Genomic DNA, 17,748 nt, shown 5'->3' on the forward strand with positions numbered 1-17,748 from the left:
CGTGGTGTGGACAAAAGTTGTACACTTAGAATTTAATCTTCTTCATCATCCCCGTACTTCTTTTTCTTTTTATCTACCTCAACAGGTGCAGCGCCGGCTACGCACATTACAAACTCACCCTTCATGGGGTGAGTTTCAAAATAGGCTTTCACCTCTACAACCGTACCACGCACCGTTTCTTCAAACATCTTTGTCAGCTCGCGCGATACGGAGATCTGGCGGTCGGCACCCCAGTAAGTAGCCATTTCCTCCAGCGTTTTTAATAAACGGTGCGGCGATTCGTAAAGTATCAGCGTACGTTCTTCTGTGGCCAATTGTTTGTAGCGGGTTTGTCGTCCTTTCTTAAGCGGCAAAAATCCTTCAAAACAAAACTTATCGGTAGGGAATCCGGAGTTGACCAGTGCCGGCACAAAAGCGGTAGCGCCGGGCAGGCATTCTACCGCTATATTGAATTTCAATGCCTCGCGCACCAGGTAAAATCCCGGGTCGGAGATGGCAGGTGTACCCGCGTCGGAAATCAAGGCAATGTTTTGCCCCATCAGTAAAAATTTAATGATCTCGTTGCTACTCTGATGCTCGTTATGCTGATGATGCGCAAAAACCTTGTTCTGGATCTCAAAATGCTTCAGCATTGGTGCCGATGTGCGGGTATCTTCGGCCAGTATCAGGTCGGCTTCTTTTAAAATACGGATGGCACGGAAGGTCATGTCCTCCAGGTTGCCTATGGGTGTGGGTACTAAGTAGAGTTTACCTGGTGTTGGGTTCATGCTTCGCTTCTTGGTCCATAGTCTTTGGACGATAGACCATAGCTTTACTCAATTATCTATGGACTATGGTCTATGGACTATCGACTTATTTATATCTTTGCCTAAAATTAGAATAATGCTGCAAGTTAGTTATATCCGTGATAACAGGGAACAGGTTTTAGAACGTTTGGCTGTAAAAAATTTCAAACAGCCGGAATTGATAGATGAGGTGATTGGCCTGGACGAGAAACGCCGCCAAACCCAAAACCAGCTTGATACTGTTTCATCGCAAAGCAATACCGCTGCCAAACAGATAGGTGAGCTGATGCGCACGGGTAAAAAAGACGAGGCAAATGCCATAAAAGCCAATACCGGTAAATGGAAAGAAGAAGGCAAGCAATTGGCCGAGCAGCTAAGTGCCATTGAGCAGGAACTGCAGGACAAGATCATCTTACTTCCCAACCTGCCACATTCATCTGTACCCAAAGGCATCACGCCCGAAGAAAATGAAGTAGTTTTAGAGAATGGCAGCATTCCTGAATTGCATGCCGGTGCCTTACCACATTGGGAACTGGCTACCAAATATAATTTGATAGATTTTGAACTCGGTGTAAAAATCACAGGTGCGGGTTTCCCGGTATATAAGGGTAAGGGGGCCAAATTACAGCGCGCCTTAATCGCTTTCTTTTTAGACGAAGCAGAAAAAGCAGGCTACAGCGAGGTAATGCTGCCTTTGTTGGTAAATGAAGCATCCGGTTTTGGAACCGGACAGCTGCCGGATAAAGAAGGGCAGATGTATTTTGTTGGCCAGGATAATTTGTATTTGATCCCGACTGCAGAGGTGCCTATTACCAACCTGTACCGTGATGTGATCTTAAAAGCTGACGAACTTCCGGTACAAAACTGCGGTTACACACCATGCTTTCGCCGCGAGGCCGGGTCTTACGGTGCCCATGTACGTGGCTTAAACCGCCTGCACCAGTTTGATAAAGTGGAACTGGTACAAGTGGTACACCCGGATACCTCATATGATGTATTAGAACAAATGAGCAACCATGTGCAAAGCCTGCTGCAAAAGCTGGGTTTACCATACCGCGTTTTGCGCCTTTGCGGTGGTGATATGAGTTTCACAGCTGCATTAACTTATGATATGGAAACCTGGAGTGCTGCACAAGGCCGTTGGCTGGAAGTATCTTCCGTATCTAACTTTGAAACTTACCAGAGTAACCGCTTAAAACTGCGTTTCCGTAACGCAGAAGGCAAAACACAGTTAGCGCACACGCTGAATGGGAGCGCGTTGGCATTGCCAAGAATAGTGGCTACTTTACTGGAGAATTATCAAACCGAAAAAGGGATCAAGATCCCGGAGGTTTTGGTACCTTATACTAAGTTTGATTGGATTGATTAAACCTACGAATTGGTCATCCTGTAAAACGAAGCATCTAATTAACCTCATGCATTATTCAAATGCTGGTTGGTTAACAGATGCTTCGTTCCTCAGCATGACAGTATGTTTTATGGCGTCATGGCCATTACGAAATTATTAAACAAAAACGGCCGGCATATGCCAGCCGTTTTTGTTTAACCTTTATCATTCCCTACATCCCCTTTCCTATCGCATCATAAACCACATCCAGAATGCGTGGGCGGATATTGAGACTACCGAGCTTACTGCTTACATCCGGGTGTACCCGGTTAGAAAGGAACACATAAACCAAATTGTATTTAGGGTCTACCCATACGCAGGTGCCTGTAAAGCCGGTGTGCCCGTAAGTTTGCGGCGATGCCTTTTCTGACGGGTATTTTCGATCGGGGATAGGGTCCCATCTGTCGAATCCTAAACCACGGCGGCTAATTGCCGACTGCTTAGTAGTAAACAGATCAACCGTTTCGGGTTTGATATATTGAACGCCACCGTAACTGCCACGGTTCAGCATCATCTGGTAAAGTATCGCTACATCGTTAGCGCTGGCAAACAGACCGGCATGCCCGGCAACACCACCCATCAGGGCCGCAGTGGGGTCATGCACGTAGCCGTCAATCAGTGTATGGCGATCAGCTCTGTCGTTTTCAGTTGGTGGGATCCTGTTCAGAGGGAAGCGGTTCAGGGGCAAAAAGCCGGCTGTTTGCATGCCCAACGGATCGTAAAAATTCTTTTGAACATAGTTATTAAGCGGCGTTGCCGTGATGGCCTCCGTAATCTGCTGCATAAAAAGCATCCCCACATCGCTGTACACATACTGGCCGCGCGTTTTGATAGGAGAGTTAAGCATATCCCTCCACATCACATCTTCAAAATAATTCTTCCTCAGGTAGTAATTATCGTTCACCTTGGTTGGGTAAGCGGCTGATGAATCCACGCTGTAGTCAGCAGGTTTAATTTTACCGAAGGTTTGAATATCCGGAATAAGGCCAGACTGGTGTTGTAGCAACTCGCGAACGGTCAGTGTATTTTTATTTGATTTCCGAGCCATGGGGATATAAGTACCGATGGTGGAATCAAGCGCCAGTTTACCCTGGTCATACAACTGCATGCTCTCCATAGTGGTGGCTGAGATCTTGGTCATGGAGGCCAGGTCAAAGATATCGCTGATCTTGTCGGGGATCTGGTTATCATAGGCATGATAACCGTATGCCTTATTAAAGATCACCTTACCATCTTTAATAACCAAAACCACGCAACCCGGCGTAGCACGATTGCTGATCGCCTCTTTGGCAATAGCGTCGATCCCGTTCAGATTGTCCGCCTTGATGCCTGCATCTTCAGGCACGGTATACTGCAACCGGGTTTTAACGGTTATGAAGCCAGTACCGCTTGCGAATTTCGGTGAATAGGTTTTGTTTAATTTCTGCGTGATGGCCACACCGCCGAATAAAGCCTGAGCAATAAATAATGGCGCGACTGGTGACAGCCTCGTCGACCAGATTATCGGTGCGGTAATATCGTTTAGTTTGGCCAGCCCGGCTCCCGACCCAGCAAAACAAACTACCAGGTTCTTCATCTTCTGATTATTGGTAATGAAGCTGATGATCTGCGGATTATTTACGTCTACATCGGTAAGCTGTACAATAAGTGTATTGTAGAACCTGGTATCCATGGTCAGCATGTCCGGTGTCTTCGAGCCCAGATATTCGTTACCGTTAAAGGATGACACTTTGGTGTATTTATTCAGCAGGCTATCAAAACCGCCAGCATAATTATTAGCAAAATGAATACTGGCTAGATTTGCACCATCCAGATTTTGCAGGGGGATAACCTGTTTCTCATTATTTAGAAGAACTGTATTGAGTTCTACGGTTTTTTCCTCCTGAACATAGCCGCTTCCGCTAAACGGTGGGTTTTGTGCGCAGGCTGAATTGAATAAACTAAAACCCGACAAGAGCAGAAAATATATGTTCCGCTTATTTATTCTGATAAACCTTAACACCATTTATATATGTCTTTACTACTTTAACATTGGGCAATTCGCTGCCATCCACCTTCATAATATCTTTATCCAGTATTACAAAATCGGCATATTTGCCCACTTCAATACTGCCCTTTTCTTTTTCCTCAAAATTTGCTTTAGCCGCCCACGTGGTCATCCCTCTTAAAGCTTCCACCCTGGTTAGCGCATTCTCCATCTGGAAACCGGCAGAAGGCCAGCCTTTCAAATCCTTGCGGATAGTTGCGGCATAAAAAGTATACATCGGGTTAATGTTTTCTACCGGGAAATCCGTCCCCAGCGGGATCCATCCGTTTTGTTTCATCAGGCTTTTATAAGCATAGGCGGTTTTAAGCCGATTTTGCCCTAACCGTTTAATAGCCCATGCCATATCGGATGTTGCATGGGTGGGCTGCACCGACGGAATAATGTTGTCATCGCCAAAATACTTTACATCCTCGGGGGATACGACCTGCGCATGCTCTATCCGCCAGCGTTTATCATTCTTGCCTTTCAAAGCGGCTGCATATATTTTCAGAATCGTACGGTTAGCTGAATCACCAATAGCATGGGTACACATCTGGAAACCTTTAGCTGCTATTTTTTTGGCTACTTCTTCAAAATGGGCTTTGCTGCTCAGTAAAAACCCATTCCATTTAGCCGAGTCGGCATAAGGTTTTAAAAGGCAGGCTCCTCTTGATCCGAGTGCACCATCGGCATAAACCTTAAATGACCTTACATTTAAACCGGGGGTTTTGTAGGCGCCGCGTTTAAAAAGGTATTCATAATTTTCTTCCTTATCAGCCAGCATTACATACATGCGCATTTTTAAATCGCCTTTGTGCTGCAGGGCGGCAATAGTACTAACCATTTGGTAAGGCAGGCCGCAATCGTCAACCGTAGTTAAACCAACTGCAACGCAATTTTTTTGGGCACCCAGCAAAGCCGCCTGTACCACCTGCTCGGTTGGTTCGGGGATCTTACGGGTTACTATTCCAACCGCGTTATCCACCAGTATGCCGGTAAGCTTGCCGTTCTTAGTTTCTATAGTACCGCCAATAATTGTTTGCCCGGGCTTAATACCTGCAATGTTCAATGCAGCCTGGTTTACAATGGCGGCATGCCCGTCTACCCTACTTAAAATTACGGGGCGCATCGGGAACAGAGAATCGAGTTTTGCTTTATTGGGGAATTCTTTATTTGCCCAAATATTTTGGTCCCAGCCATTACCGATGATCCAGCCTTCGGTATTGGTGCGCGAAAAAGAATTTACCGTATCTAAAACGGCCTGCCAGCTTCTACTGCCTACCAGTTTAACCTCCTGCAGACCCATACCATATTCATAAAAATGCGCGTGGGCATCTATAAAACCCGGGTAAACCGGTTTGCCGCCTGCATCGATAGTTTCCCGGGCGAAGTATTTCCGTTCTAGCGTATCGGCTTTGCCTACTGCTATGATCTTTCCGTTGCTGATAACAAAGGCATCGGCTGTTGAAAAAGTACTATCGACTGTATAAACGAGGGCATTTTTAACAAGGGTGTCGGCATTATATTCTTTTTGCCTGCAGGCTGCGAAAAGTACAAATAACAGGGGCCATAGTTTCTTCATATAATAACAGGTGGATGTAAATATGATAACGTAAATACTATATACAAGTATTCAAAGGTAAAGTTATGCAATCAAATAATTAATTTAGCATCGAAAATGATCCCGCTGAAACCGGGAGAAGGGAAATACTGATAAATGCCAGATATAATACAGCTTTTACCAGATTCGGTAGCCAACCAGATCGCCGCAGGCGAAGTGGTGCAAAGGCCCGCATCGGCAGTAAAAGAATTGATAGAGAATGCGATAGATGCCGGGGCAGATAAGATTCAGCTGATATTAAAAGATGCGGGCAAAAGCCTGATCCAGGTTATTGATAACGGCTGCGGCATGAGCCTTACTGATGCACGCATGTGCTTTGAACGCCACGCCACTTCAAAAATCCGCAAGGCGGAAGACCTTTTTGCGATCCGTACCATGGGTTTCCGCGGCGAAGCAATGGCTTCAATAGCAGCAATTGCGCAGGTGGAACTAAAAAGCCGACGCCATGAAGATGAATTGGGTACCTGTATTTGTATTGAGGGCAGTGAGGTAATTACACAGGAGCCATGCAGTGCTAACACCGGTACATCCATCTCCATTAAGAATCTTTTTTACAATACGCCGGCCCGCCGCAACTTCTTAAAGAGTAACCCGGTAGAGATGCGCCATATTATTGACGAATTTCAGCGCGTGGCTTTGGCCAACCCCCAGGTTTTTTTAACCATGCATCATGACGGGCAGGAAGTTTATCACCTGCCCTCGGCTTCGCTGAAGCAGCGCATTATCCATTTACTGGGGAACAATTACAACCAGCGACTAGTGCCTGTAGAAGAAGACACCACGATCATCCGGCTTAACGGCTATGTAGGCAAACCCGAATTTGCCCGTAAAACCCGTGGCGAGCAGTTTTTTTTTGTAAACAACCGCTTTATTAAGGATGCCTATTTAAACCATGCGGTGCTGACGGCTTTTGAAGAACTATTACCGGACGAAAGCTATCCCCTGTATGTTTTATTTATAGATATCGACCCTTCCAAGATTGATATCAACGTGCATCCTACCAAAACGGAGATCAAGTACCAGGACGAAAAGGCTATTTATGCCATTATTCGCTCGGCTGTAAAACGTTCGCTCGGGAAATATAACATTACACCCACCTTAGATTTCGACCAGGAAAACAGCATTGGCCACCTTATTACGCAAAAACCTTTTGAGGAAATTATCCAGCCAACGATTGCCTTTAACCCGGACTTTAATCCCTTCGCGGCAGAAAAACGACCTGAACGTGAATATCCGTCATACATGCGCAGTGCCAGCGATCACCGTACCGCTATCCCTAAAAATTGGGATACGCTTTACGAGATAGCCAAAAAAGAAGAAACGCTGCAACATGAAATGCATAATACCCCAATTGCGGCAATCAACGAAACTGAGATTAGCAAAGGTGGTGAAAAACAATTTTTTCAGGTACATAACCGGTTTATCCTGTCGCAGATCAAATCGGGCTTTATGCTGATTAACCAGCAAAGCGCTCATGAGCGCATTTTATATGAGCGTTACCTGGTTCAGCTGGAGAACCATAGCGGGGTGAGTCAGCAAAGTTTATTTCCGCAATCGGTAACACTAAACAGTGCCGATTATGAGTTATTGAGAGAGCTTTTGCCTGATATCCGCGCGCTGGGATTTGATATCCGCGAATTTGGCAAAAACACCGTGGTAGTAGACGGTGTGCCCGCCGACATCACCAATGCCAACGAACACGAATTACTGGAACAATTGCTGGAAGGCTTTAAAAACAACCTGGCTATTTTAAAGTTAGATAAGCGTGATAATCTGGCCCGGTCGCTCGCGCGTAATGCCGCTATCAAAACCGGCACTAAATTATCTATGGAAGAGATGAACCAATTAATAGACCAGCTTTTTGCCTGCCAAATGCCAAATTTAGCCCTTAATGGCAAGCCTGTAATTACTACCTTTACATTAAACGAATTAGCCGAGCGCTTTGACAAATAAATAAAGCTTAAAATACACGATAACTAAACATGCAATCACCATTTGCCAACTTAACACCGGTTGTAAAAAACCTGATAATTATAAATGTTATTTTTTTCATTGCAACTTACGCGCTTGGTCAATACATAGATCTGGGAAAATATTTAGCAGCTTACTACCCGACAAATCCGCTATTTAAGCCTTGGCAACCTATTACGTATATGTTCATGCATGCTGGCTTTACTCACTTGCTCTTTAACATGTTTGCCGTATTCATGTTCGGCCCGCTATTGGAGCAATTGATGGGTTCAAAAAAATTCTTCAACTACTATTTTATTACAGGACTCGGGGCATTTGCATTATATATGATTGTGCAAGCAATTCAAATACATGCAATTACCGGTAGCTTTACAGTGCCTAATCCGATGATAGATAGCTCTTATTTTCAATATGGGGGAGGCCAGGCGCAAGCAGAAAAGCTCTATGGCTTATTCAATGGCCCCATGGTTGGTGCTTCGGGCGCAGTATTTGGTATCCTGGTTGGATTCGGCCTGCTATTTCCGGATCTGGAAATGATGATAATTTTTATTCCGGTTCCGATCAAAGCTAAATATTATGCATTGGGTTATGTTGTACTGGAGCTATTTTCGGGCGTACGGCAAGCATCCGGTGATAATGTAGCCCACTTTGCACATTTGGGTGGAGCGCTCATCGGCTTTATTTTAATTAAGATTTGGGGGCTCAAAAAAACAAACAATTTTTACTAGCAATTGGTAGTTATCGTATTATAAACTAGCTATATGAACACGCTTTGGAAAGATATTCAATACAAAATGTTACGGTCGGGTAATAAACTTACACTGCTGATCGGCATTAACGTTGTTGTTTTTTTAGCGATAAACATTCCGGCTGTTATTGAACAGCTTTTTTCCGGCTTCGGCAATAGCGTTATCTCCTCTTTGGCCAGCGATTATCTTTTACTGCCAGCATACCTCCCCAAACTGCTTTATCGTTTCTGGACACCCATCACCTACATGTTTATGCATGCGGGTGTGTTCCATATCTTGTTCAATATGCTTTGGCTGTACTGGATGGGCCAAATATTTGAAGAATATTTGGGCAACAAACGCACCATTGGTCTTTATTTACTTGGCGGCCTTACCGGCGGGCTCTTATTTGTAGCTGCATACAACCTTATCCCGGCTTTTACTGCTGTTAATGCTGCGCAGGGTGGCGTAATAGTTGGCGCTTCGGCAAGTGTTATGGCTGTTATTATCGCTACTGCTACCTTTCTTCCCGACTACACGATTTCAATGATGTTCATTGGCCCGGTTAAACTGAAATGGATAGCGGTATTTTACATCGTTATAGATTTTTTAGGCATCGCCGGCGGAAACGCTGGTGGTGAAATTGCTCACCTTGGCGGGGCGTTGTTCGGGTTTGTATATATCAAACAACTGCAAAAAGGGAATGATTGGATAGGCGGCATCACCAAATTGTTTGCACCTAAACCCAAGTTAAAGGTGGTTAACTTTGAAAACAGTTCTCAAAAAAAATCATCCAATAAACCCCGGCAGGAAGATATTGATCGTATCTTAGACAAGATTTCCGTTTCGGGATACGATAGCCTGAACAAGCAGGAAAAAGAAATTTTGTTCAGAGCAAGTAATGAAGGATAAAAAAAAGTTAGGCTTTTTTGGAAAACTTATTCTATGGTTTAATTATGGGTTCTGCCTGGCATTGCTCATCAGTTACCTTGCTCCTTACATTGATCCGAGAAAGGCTTGGTTAATTGCCTTCTTTGGCCTTGCCTACCCACCGCTTTTGTTGTTCAACTTAATTTTAGCTGGATATTGGTTGCTCCGCGGCCGCTTACACTTTTTACTTTCGGCATTAAGCATTGCCATTGGCTACCAGGTCTTGTTCAATAACATTGGCTTTCGCAGCCAAACTGATATTGCCAAACCCACGCAGCCGAACGCCCTTCGTATTATGACCTACAATGTACATGACTTTAAGCGGTATGGGGCCGGCAATGATATTTCTACCAAGCACGAGATCTTGGAACTCATTGCCCAAAACAAACCGGATATCATCGGCATCCAGGAATTTTACACCCGCAAACGCGGCCAGTATGCAATGATCGATTCTATCAAAAAGATCTTGAACAGTGAGTTTTATTATTTTGAACCCTTCGAGGTAAATTACGATCAGGCTTCGGGAATGGCGGTTTTTTCCAAATACCCTATTTTCAATTTCGGGATGGTACAGCTTTCCGGCAAAACCACCGGCAACCAATGCCTGTTTGTAGATATTCAGAAAGGTGATCAAAAAATAAGACTTTACAGCATGCACCTGCAGTCGATAAAATTTGAACCGGAGGATTATAGATATCTGGGCGAGGTATCCAAAAAAGGCAAAACCGATATGACAGCCACCAAGCGACTCGGCAGTAAACTTAAAATTGCTTTTTTAAAACGTGCCGAACAGGTTTTTACTGTAAAAGCCCACGCGCGGGAATGCCCTTATCCTTATATTTATTCTGGTGATTTTAATGATACACCTGCGTCCTTTGCAGTTACACAGATGTCTGCCGGGATGAAAAATACTTTCCGGGTAAAGGGTTCAGGCCTGGGGCGTACTTACAATGGCGATTTCCCTAATTACCAGATAGATTATATTATGACCAGCCCGCAGTTTGAAGTTCTGAACTACGAGATCATTAAAAAGAAACTTTCCGACCATTATCCGGTCTGGGCAGATGTATTGCTAAAGTAACCCCATGCAAGTTTTAGTGACAGGAGCTTCCGGCCAATTAGGTAAAGTAACGGTTAATCATTTAAGGATCCACGGCCACACTGTAATGGGCATCGATCTTAGCCCATCGCCTGCTACAGACCATATCATAGATATCAGGGATCAACAAAGTGTTGAACATATCGCTATCGGTTTTGATGCTGTTATTCATACCGCCGCCGTTCACGGCAAACATTACGAATTGAACTATCCCAGGGAAAGTTTTATTCACACCAATATTTTGGGGACATTAAACCTGCTAAATGCGTGTGTAAAGAACGGCATTAGGAAATTTTTGCATACCAGCACAACCTCTATTTACGGCCAGGCTTTGGTTGATATCAACAAAGCGGTTTGGGTAGACGAAGACCTGCACGTGTTGCCCCGTGATATTTATGACATCACCAAACAAACCACTGAACAACTCTGCCGCGACTTTTTCTATAAGGAAGGTCTCCAAACATTGGTATACCGTGTAGGCCGCTTTTTGCCGGAAAATGAAAACCTGAAGCTTAACCATAGGCTTTATCGCGGGTTGGACGAACGTGATGGCGCAGAGGCGTTCCGGCTGGCGCTAGATGTTAACTCCCCCGATTTTGAAATATTTAATATTAGCAGTGGTTCGCCCTTTAAACCAACGGACCTGGTGCAATTGAAGCAAAACCCCAAAGCTGTAATTCTAAAGTATTATCCCGAAGCGGCCGAGTATTATCGAACCAGGAATTGGGTATTTCCTGAAAGTATTGACAGAGTTTATGTTTGTGATAAGGCCAGGCGACTGCTAAACTACCAACCTAAATACACTTTTGAATATCTGTTGAATAGTTAGACCTAAGTAAAATCAGGCGGATAGGAAAGGATTTGTTATACTTCAATCCTAAAAATTGTAAGTTTGCGCTCATGGAACAAAAATTATTTGTTTACAATACATTAACACGTAAAAAAGAGGAGTTTATCCCACTGGATGCACCACATGTTGGGATGTATGTTTGCGGCCCTACCGTATATAGTGATGTCCATTTAGGCAACTGCCGCACCTTTATCAGCTTTGATCTTATCTTTCGCTACCTGCTGCATTTAGGCTATAAGGTACGTTACGTACGTAATATCACCGATGCAGGTCACCTGGAGGGCGATGCGGACGAGGGTGAAGATAAAGTTTCGAAAAAAGCAAGATTAGCGCGCCTGGAGCCGATGGAAATTGTACAGAAATATACGGTTGATTTCCATGATGTGATGCAGATCTTCAATGCCCTTCCGCCAAGTATAGAACCAACCGCCACCGGCCACATTATTGAGCAAATTGAACTAGTTAAAGAGATCATGGCCAAAGGTTTTGCTTATGAGGTTAATGGCTCGGTGTACTTTGATGTAGAAAAATACAATGAAACCCAGGATTATGGTATTCTGAACGGCCGGAAACTGGAAGATATGCTGAACAACACCCGCGCTTTGGGTGGTCAGAACGAAAAGCACGGCAAACTCGATTTCGCCCTTTGGATAAAAGCTAAACCCGAACACCTGATGAAATGGCCTTCGCCATGGGGTGTTGGATTCCCGGGCTGGCATCTGGAATGTTCTGCCATGAGCAATAAATACCTGGGGCATAAATTTGATATTCACGGTGGCGGTATAGATTTGATGCCAACTCATCATACCAATGAAATTGCACAAAGTGTGGCGTGCTGTGGTACCAATCCGGCAAGCTACTGGCTGCATACCAACATGCTGACCACTAACGGGCAAAAAATGTCCAAATCATTAGGCAACAGTTTTTTACCGCATGAACTTTTTAACGGTACACATCCCCTGCTGAAAAAAGGTTATAGCCCAATGACCGTGCGCTTCTTCTTTATGCAGGCCAGTTACCGCAGTACGGTAGATTTTTCTAACGAAGCAATAGACGCTGCGGAGAAGTTTTATAAGACACTGGCAGAGACGGCTAAAAAGTTAACCACACTGCAACAAAACAGTTTGATTGCTGTTGATGCCGAAGCCGAAGGCGCTATAATTGCCGCCTGCCAGGATTGCTATAACGGAATGAATGACAATTTTAATTCGCCTAAAACGTTAGAAGCACTAAATAACATATCTAAACGTGTAAACTCGTATGCTAACAACACCAGGAACTCCGGCGAACTCACAGCGGAGACCTTTGAACAAATGAAGAAAACTTACAACGACTTTTTCTTTGATGTTTTAGGATTAAAACTGGATGATAACCAAAATGCGGATACCGATGACCTGCTGGGCTTAATTATCAACCTGCGCAACCAGGCCAAAACAAATAAGGATTATGCTACTTCAGATAAAATAAGAGAAGGTTTGAAAGAGATAGGTTTCCAGCTGAACGACAATAAACAGGGAACAACAGACTGGATTAAGATTTAACCAAATTTAACTTAAATAATACCTAAATATAAGCCCGGCATACTTACATTTATCACAATCAAAAATAATAAAACTGCCATATACCCATTCTACTATACCATGAAGAAATTATTAATAGCGACTGTGATTTTTGCCGCTTTCGGCCAGTCAGTATTAGCTCAATCAATGCCTGTACAGGTTAGCAAAATAGTAAATACCGAAATTGATTTTAATAAATTAGTGGAGCGTAAAGGCATAAAAGCGGGTTTTTTAGCTGTAGCCGATCCGGAGGGTATTGTTTTTAAACCGAATGAAATTAAGATCTCCGAATTTTACAGCACTATTGATAAACAACCCGGCAAATTAAGCTGGCAGCCAAAGATTGCCCGGATCTCCGCAAATGGTGATATTGGCTTCACAGCAGGCCCTTATGTTTACCAAAACGGAAAAACTGAAGACGATAAAGTTTTCGGAGAATATCTTTCCGTTTGGAGGTTGGATGCTGCTGATAACAAATACAAATTACTTATAGACCTGGGCATTCAGCATCCAGAATCAGAGCAGGAAACCGGTACCGATTTTAAAGAACCCGATCTGTCTAAGCAAAAAGCACCTAGCAAAGATCCCTTTAACGGAAAACTGCTGATCACAAATACCGATAAAATTTTGAACCATTCTTTAGAACTGTCGGCCCTGGCAGCTTATAAAGAGTTTATGAGCCCTGAAGGAATGTACTATTTCCCGGGTTTCGAACCCATGACTGGCCGTGATAAGATTTCAAAATTCATCGACAATGAGGGCATTAGTATATCTGCCACTACTGTAAATGCAGGCCGCTCAACAAGTAATGATCTGGCCTATACTTACGGGACAGCGCGAATCCGCAAGGGTAATATTGTGAACAATTACAACTACGTTCGCATTTGGGAAGTTGATACCAACCATAAATGGAATGTATTCCTGGAGATATTTTCCACAGTAGAGTAAAAATTCTGATACAAATAAAAAAACCGCAGCCTTAAAAGCTGCGGTTTTTTTTATTTACAAGTAATACTTTTAAAATAATTGCTCAATGATATCAGCAGCGGATAATCCTTCAGCTTCTGCATGGTAGCTGCGAACAATACGATGGCTCAGTATAGGCTTTGCAACCGCTCTAACGTCTTCAATATCCGGAGAGTACTTTCCGTTTAGTACAGCATGACATTTGGCCCCCAGCACCAGGAATTGCGATGCACGCGGGCCAGCGCCCCAGTTTAATAAACGCTTGATCTGCGGCGTGGCAAACTCGCTGTCGGGCCGGGTTTTAGATACCAGCTTCACCGCGTACTCCAATACGTTATCTGCTATTGGGATATTGCGGATCAATTGCTGAAAATAAATGATCTGCCCGGCGTTTAACTGTTTATTAATGGTCACCGTATTGGTACTGGTCGTGTTCTTCACAACCTGCAGCTCCTCTTTAAAGGAAGGATAGTTTAGAGCTACATTGAACATAAACCTGTCCAGCTGTGCTTCCGGCAAAGGGTAGGTACCCTCCTGCTCTATCGGGTTTTGGGTTGCCAGTACAAAAAAAGGTTTAGCCAGCTGATGGGTAATGCCTGCTGCCGTTACCGATTTCTCCTGCATAGCTTCTAACAAAGCGGCCTGCGTTTTTGGCGGGGTACGGTTAATTTCGTCTGCCAGTATGATGTTAGAAAAAACCGGGCCGGGGATAAACTTAAAGTTCCTGTCCTCGCCCAGGATCTCCGAGCCAATGATATCAGAAGGCATCAGATCGGGTGTGAACTGGATGCGTTTAAAGTCGAGATCCAACACCTGTGCAACGGTTTGTACCAGCAATGTTTTTGCCAGCCCCGGTACACCAACCAGCAGGCAGTGACCGTTGCTGAAGATAGAGATCAGTACGAACTTGATAACTTCATCCTGCCCGATGATCACTTTCCCAATTTCTGCACGGATTTGCTGATAGGCGTTCTTAAGCGCGTCAGCAGCCTCTACATCAGACCGGTGTTGCATATATGTTATGGTTTAACCTGTGCAGTTGTTACCGGAACTACCCATTTTTGTAGTACCGGGCAAACCTGGTATTCAGCATCAATTTTAATAAAGGTCTCTCTACGGCGTTTGTCAAACCACTGGCTTACGGTGCGGTTAAGCTTGTCATCATTAGCCATTTCTTTCAACTTTGCAAAATCCTGCTCCATATTAGCTTTATGGGCATCGGTTACAGATTTAAGGTATAATATCTTATATGATTTTTTACCTGATTGTGCATCGGTGAATAGTGTCGGCTTAGAAAAACTACCAACTTTTAGGGTGTCTACAACCAGCGCTATTTGCGGGTCGAGCTTATCAGTTGGGATATAGGTAGACCTTGTCTGTACGTTTTCCGCATTCAACATCATTCCGCCGTTGTACTTGGTTTCTTTGTCGTCTGAGAACAACGACGCTGCACTTGAAAAATCAATCAGCTTGTTAGTTTTCATTACAGTATACAAACTATCAGCACTAACCTTGGCCCTGTCTAAACTTTCCTGGGTTGTTACCGGCACAATCAAAATATGGCGGGTATGCACCTGCTCTCCGCGGCGTTCTATCACCTGCAAGAAGTGAAAGCCAAAATCACTTTCAAATACCGGCGATATATCACCGGCTTTTAATTTAAAGGCCTGCGCAGAAAACTCCTTTACAAAGCCCTGCCTGTCGTTAAAACCAAGGTCACCACCATCTGGTGCCGAACCGGGATCCTGTGAATATAAACGTGCTAATGCACCAAAATCTTCTCCTTTTTTTACGCGTGCACGCAGTTCCTCAGATTTGTCTTTATAGTATTGTTTTTCGTCCTTTGTAAGTTTAGGGTTAAAAACGATCTCACCCACCTCTACTTCTTTATTAAATGTAGGTAGACTATCCTTAGGCATCTGGTCAAAATATTTCTTAACGTCCTGAGGGCTGGTATTTACCTTTTCGGTTATTTTAGATCTCATACGTTGCGCGATCATCGATTCCTTAATGTCCGGGCGGATCTCATCTTTATACTGTATAACCGATCGGCCAAGAAACTGTTCCAGTTTTTCCTGCCCGCCTGCGCGTGCAATAAAACTGCGCATCCGGCGCTCTACATCGGCATCCACATCTTCATCCTTCACCTGTACGCTATCAATCACAGCTTGCTGCGCAAGTAATTTTTGGGTAAGCTGATTTTGCAGCAAAACACATTTAAAGTCGGCATTAGGCTGCTGGCCACTAACCAGGTACTGCGCATATTGCAGTTCGATGTCAGATTGCAGGATAACGCTGGCACCTACAACGGCAGCAATTTTATCAATCGTGCGTACGGGCCCTGTTGGGCGATGGGCGGCAATTGTAGTATCTGCGTTTGGCTTTTTTGCGGTAGTATCTGTTTGTGCCTGGGCAATAGAAAGGACCAAAAAAATATTTACTAAGAATATCCCTAATTTTCTCATGAATTTGTTTAAACTAATAATGCGGTTGCTTATGCCGCGAAATGCAAATTTCGGTAAAATTTATTAATAATAATGTATAATTAAGCCGTTGGGCGAATATCCCTATAATGCCTCAACTGCTTTAGTTACTTTTGGTTAAAATATGTTAAATAATATGAAGGTTGATCATCCGCAGGCTTATCGCTTTATACTTCAGGACGAACTTTACCTGCTTCATGCTGATAAAACAGGCATCTTAGCCCACGCTGCTGAACCAGCTATCCAATCAGTACCTGTTGAGATACCTGCTGAAAACGCCGGGCAACAGCCCGCCTCCGCACGCGAAGACGCTGCATCACCGGTTATTTCTACGCCGGCCATAAAGCTTCCGGTACCCGTTTTAAAAACGCCTGAGCCGGCCTTTAATTATCTGGGCGGCAACAATAAAAACTTTGTAATCCTGCTCAACTATGCCGATGAACAATTTATACCGGCCCCCCACCTAACTGCGCTGGAAAGCATCCTCAAACGCAAGGGGCTGGAACTGCCAGATGTGGCCATTGTAAATATCCATACCTATGCACCTGTTACCCTGGCAAAAATAGCAGCAGCTTTTAGCCCGGTGAAACTGCTGATCATGGGTAAAGAGGCCCTGCCACAGGGCATTGGCAATTTACCGCTCAACCAGCCGGTACAAGGTAAAAAAACAAATGTGCTGTATAGTTTCAGCTTTGCCGAAATGATGAGCAGCAACGATAACAAAAAGGCCTTTTGGGACCAGATGAAAACCTTATAATATGCAGCAACTCGTATTCGCTACCAATAACCGCCACAAATTGCTGGAGGTATCGGCCAAAATAAAAGGTCAGCTAGCTTTGCTCACCCTGGATGATATTGGCTGTACCGGGGAAATTGACGAAACCGGCACTACTTTTATAGAAAATGCTGCTATCAAGAGTAATTATATCTGGCAGCGTTACCAACTCAACTGCTTTGGGGATGATAGCGGCCTTGAAATTTCCGCACTGGATGGCGCACCCGGAATTTATTCTGCAAGATACGCGGGTACTCACGGCAATCACAAAGCCAACAACGATAAAGTATTGGAAAACTTAAAGGGGCAAACCAATAGGAATGCACAGTTTCGAACGGTAATATCGCTGCTATGGAATGGCGAAGAACATTTTTTTGAGGGCATTGTAAAGGGTACTATCCGCACTGAAGTATGCGGCACCGAAGGCTTTGGATATGACCCCATCTTTCAGCCGGAAGGCTACGACATTACCTTTGCAGAAATGCCACTGGAGGAAAAAAACAAGATCAGCCACCGTGCTATTGCGGTTGAGCAACTGATCGAATTTTTAAATACCCAGACTTTATAG

The 17,748-nt window shown here is 44.2% G+C and carries 15 protein-coding genes; 10 read left to right on the forward strand and 5 right to left on the reverse strand.

The genetic code is table 11. The features are described from left to right. Window positions 1–32: 32 nt before the first annotated feature. Window positions 33–767, reverse strand: coding sequence for an rRNA (cytidine-2'-O-)-methyltransferase (locus A0256_02980; GenBank protein ID AMR30455.1), 735 nt, complete (start codon window positions 765–767; stop codon window positions 33–35). Between the two features lie 115 nt (window positions 768–882). Here A0256_02980 and A0256_02985 point away from each other — a divergent pair, with 115 nt between their 5' ends. Then, window positions 883–2,154, forward strand: a complete 1,272-nt coding sequence (locus tag A0256_02985; protein AMR30456.1) for a serine--tRNA ligase — start codon at window positions 883–885, stop codon at window positions 2,152–2,154. A gap of 190 nt (window positions 2,155–2,344) precedes the next feature. Here A0256_02985 and A0256_02990 read toward each other — a convergent pair whose 3' ends face one another. Then, a complete protein-coding gene (locus A0256_02990) occupies window positions 2,345–4,177 on the reverse strand; it encodes a beta-N-acetylglucosaminidase (GenBank protein ID AMR30457.1) in 1,833 nt (610 codons plus the stop codon). Then, window positions 4,149–5,780 carry an amidohydrolase gene (locus A0256_02995; GenBank protein ID AMR30458.1) on the reverse strand — a complete coding sequence of 544 codons (1,632 nt, stop codon included), beginning with the start codon at window positions 5,778–5,780 and terminating at the stop codon, window positions 4,149–4,151. The genes A0256_02990 and A0256_02995 overlap by 29 nt, the downstream gene beginning before the upstream one ends. 135 nt (window positions 5,781–5,915) lie before the next feature. Here A0256_02995 and A0256_03000 point away from each other — a divergent pair, with 135 nt between their 5' ends. The 7 genes from A0256_03000 to A0256_03030 all read left to right on the forward strand — a co-directional run bounded on the left by A0256_03000 (window position 5,916) and on the right by A0256_03030 (window position 13,904). Continuing rightward, on the forward strand, window positions 5,916–7,772 hold the full coding sequence (locus tag A0256_03000; GenBank protein ID AMR30459.1) for a DNA mismatch repair protein MutL: 1,857 nt from the start codon (window positions 5,916–5,918) through the stop codon (window positions 7,770–7,772). Window positions 7,773–7,801: 29 nt separating this feature from the next. Continuing rightward, complete coding sequence (locus A0256_03005) at window positions 7,802–8,518, forward strand: rhomboid family intramembrane serine protease (GenBank protein ID AMR30460.1); 717 nt, start codon at window positions 7,802–7,804, stop codon at window positions 8,516–8,518. Between the two features lie 33 nt (window positions 8,519–8,551). Further along, entirely contained in the window at window positions 8,552–9,430 is an 879-nt protein-coding gene (locus tag A0256_03010) for a rhomboid family intramembrane serine protease (GenBank protein ID AMR30461.1), read from the forward strand. Further along, the gene (locus A0256_03015) at window positions 9,420–10,529 is read left to right on the forward strand and encodes a hypothetical protein (GenBank protein AMR30462.1); all 1,110 of its coding nucleotides are present in this window, start codon (window positions 9,420–9,422) and stop codon (window positions 10,527–10,529) included. The genes A0256_03010 and A0256_03015 overlap by 11 nt, the downstream gene beginning before the upstream one ends. A 4-nt stretch (window positions 10,530–10,533) precedes the next feature. Further along, on the forward strand, window positions 10,534–11,376 hold the full coding sequence (locus A0256_03020; GenBank protein AMR30463.1) for a hypothetical protein: 843 nt from the start codon (window positions 10,534–10,536) through the stop codon (window positions 11,374–11,376). Window positions 11,377–11,447: 71 nt separating this feature from the next. Beyond that, complete coding sequence (locus A0256_03025) at window positions 11,448–12,938, forward strand: cysteine--tRNA ligase (GenBank protein ID AMR30464.1); 1,491 nt, start codon at window positions 11,448–11,450, stop codon at window positions 12,936–12,938. A 165-nt stretch (window positions 12,939–13,103) separates the two neighbouring features. Continuing rightward, window positions 13,104–13,904 carry a hypothetical protein gene (locus A0256_03030; GenBank protein ID AMR30465.1) on the forward strand — a complete coding sequence of 267 codons (801 nt, stop codon included), beginning with the start codon at window positions 13,104–13,106 and terminating at the stop codon, window positions 13,902–13,904. A 69-nt stretch (window positions 13,905–13,973) separates the two neighbouring features. Here the strand turns inward: A0256_03030 and A0256_03035 are convergent, their stop codons facing one another. Both A0256_03035 and A0256_03040 read right to left on the reverse strand, forming a co-directional pair. Further along, window positions 13,974–14,936 (reverse strand): AAA family ATPase, encoded by a 963-nt coding sequence (locus tag A0256_03035; protein AMR30466.1) that lies wholly within the window; start codon window positions 14,934–14,936, stop codon window positions 13,974–13,976. 5 nt (window positions 14,937–14,941) lie between these two features. Next, the gene (locus A0256_03040) at window positions 14,942–16,285 is read right to left on the reverse strand and encodes a peptidylprolyl isomerase (GenBank protein AMR34411.1); all 1,344 of its coding nucleotides are present in this window, start codon (window positions 16,283–16,285) and stop codon (window positions 14,942–14,944) included. Window positions 16,286–16,529: 244 nt separating this feature from the next. Here A0256_03040 and A0256_03045 point away from each other — a divergent pair, with 244 nt between their 5' ends. Together A0256_03045 and A0256_03050 are read left to right on the forward strand one after the other, a co-directional pair. Beyond that, on the forward strand, window positions 16,530–17,162 hold the full coding sequence (locus A0256_03045) for a hypothetical protein (GenBank protein ID AMR30467.1): 633 nt from the start codon (window positions 16,530–16,532) through the stop codon (window positions 17,160–17,162). Between the two features lies 1 nt (window position 17,163). Continuing rightward, window positions 17,164–17,748 carry a non-canonical purine NTP pyrophosphatase gene (locus A0256_03050; GenBank protein AMR30468.1) on the forward strand — a complete coding sequence of 195 codons (585 nt, stop codon included), beginning with the start codon at window positions 17,164–17,166 and terminating at the stop codon, window positions 17,746–17,748.

Origin of the sequence: Mucilaginibacter sp. PAMC 26640 (genome assembly GCA_001596135.1) — a bacterium.
Classification (GTDB): domain Bacteria; phylum Bacteroidota; class Bacteroidia; order Sphingobacteriales; family Sphingobacteriaceae; genus Mucilaginibacter.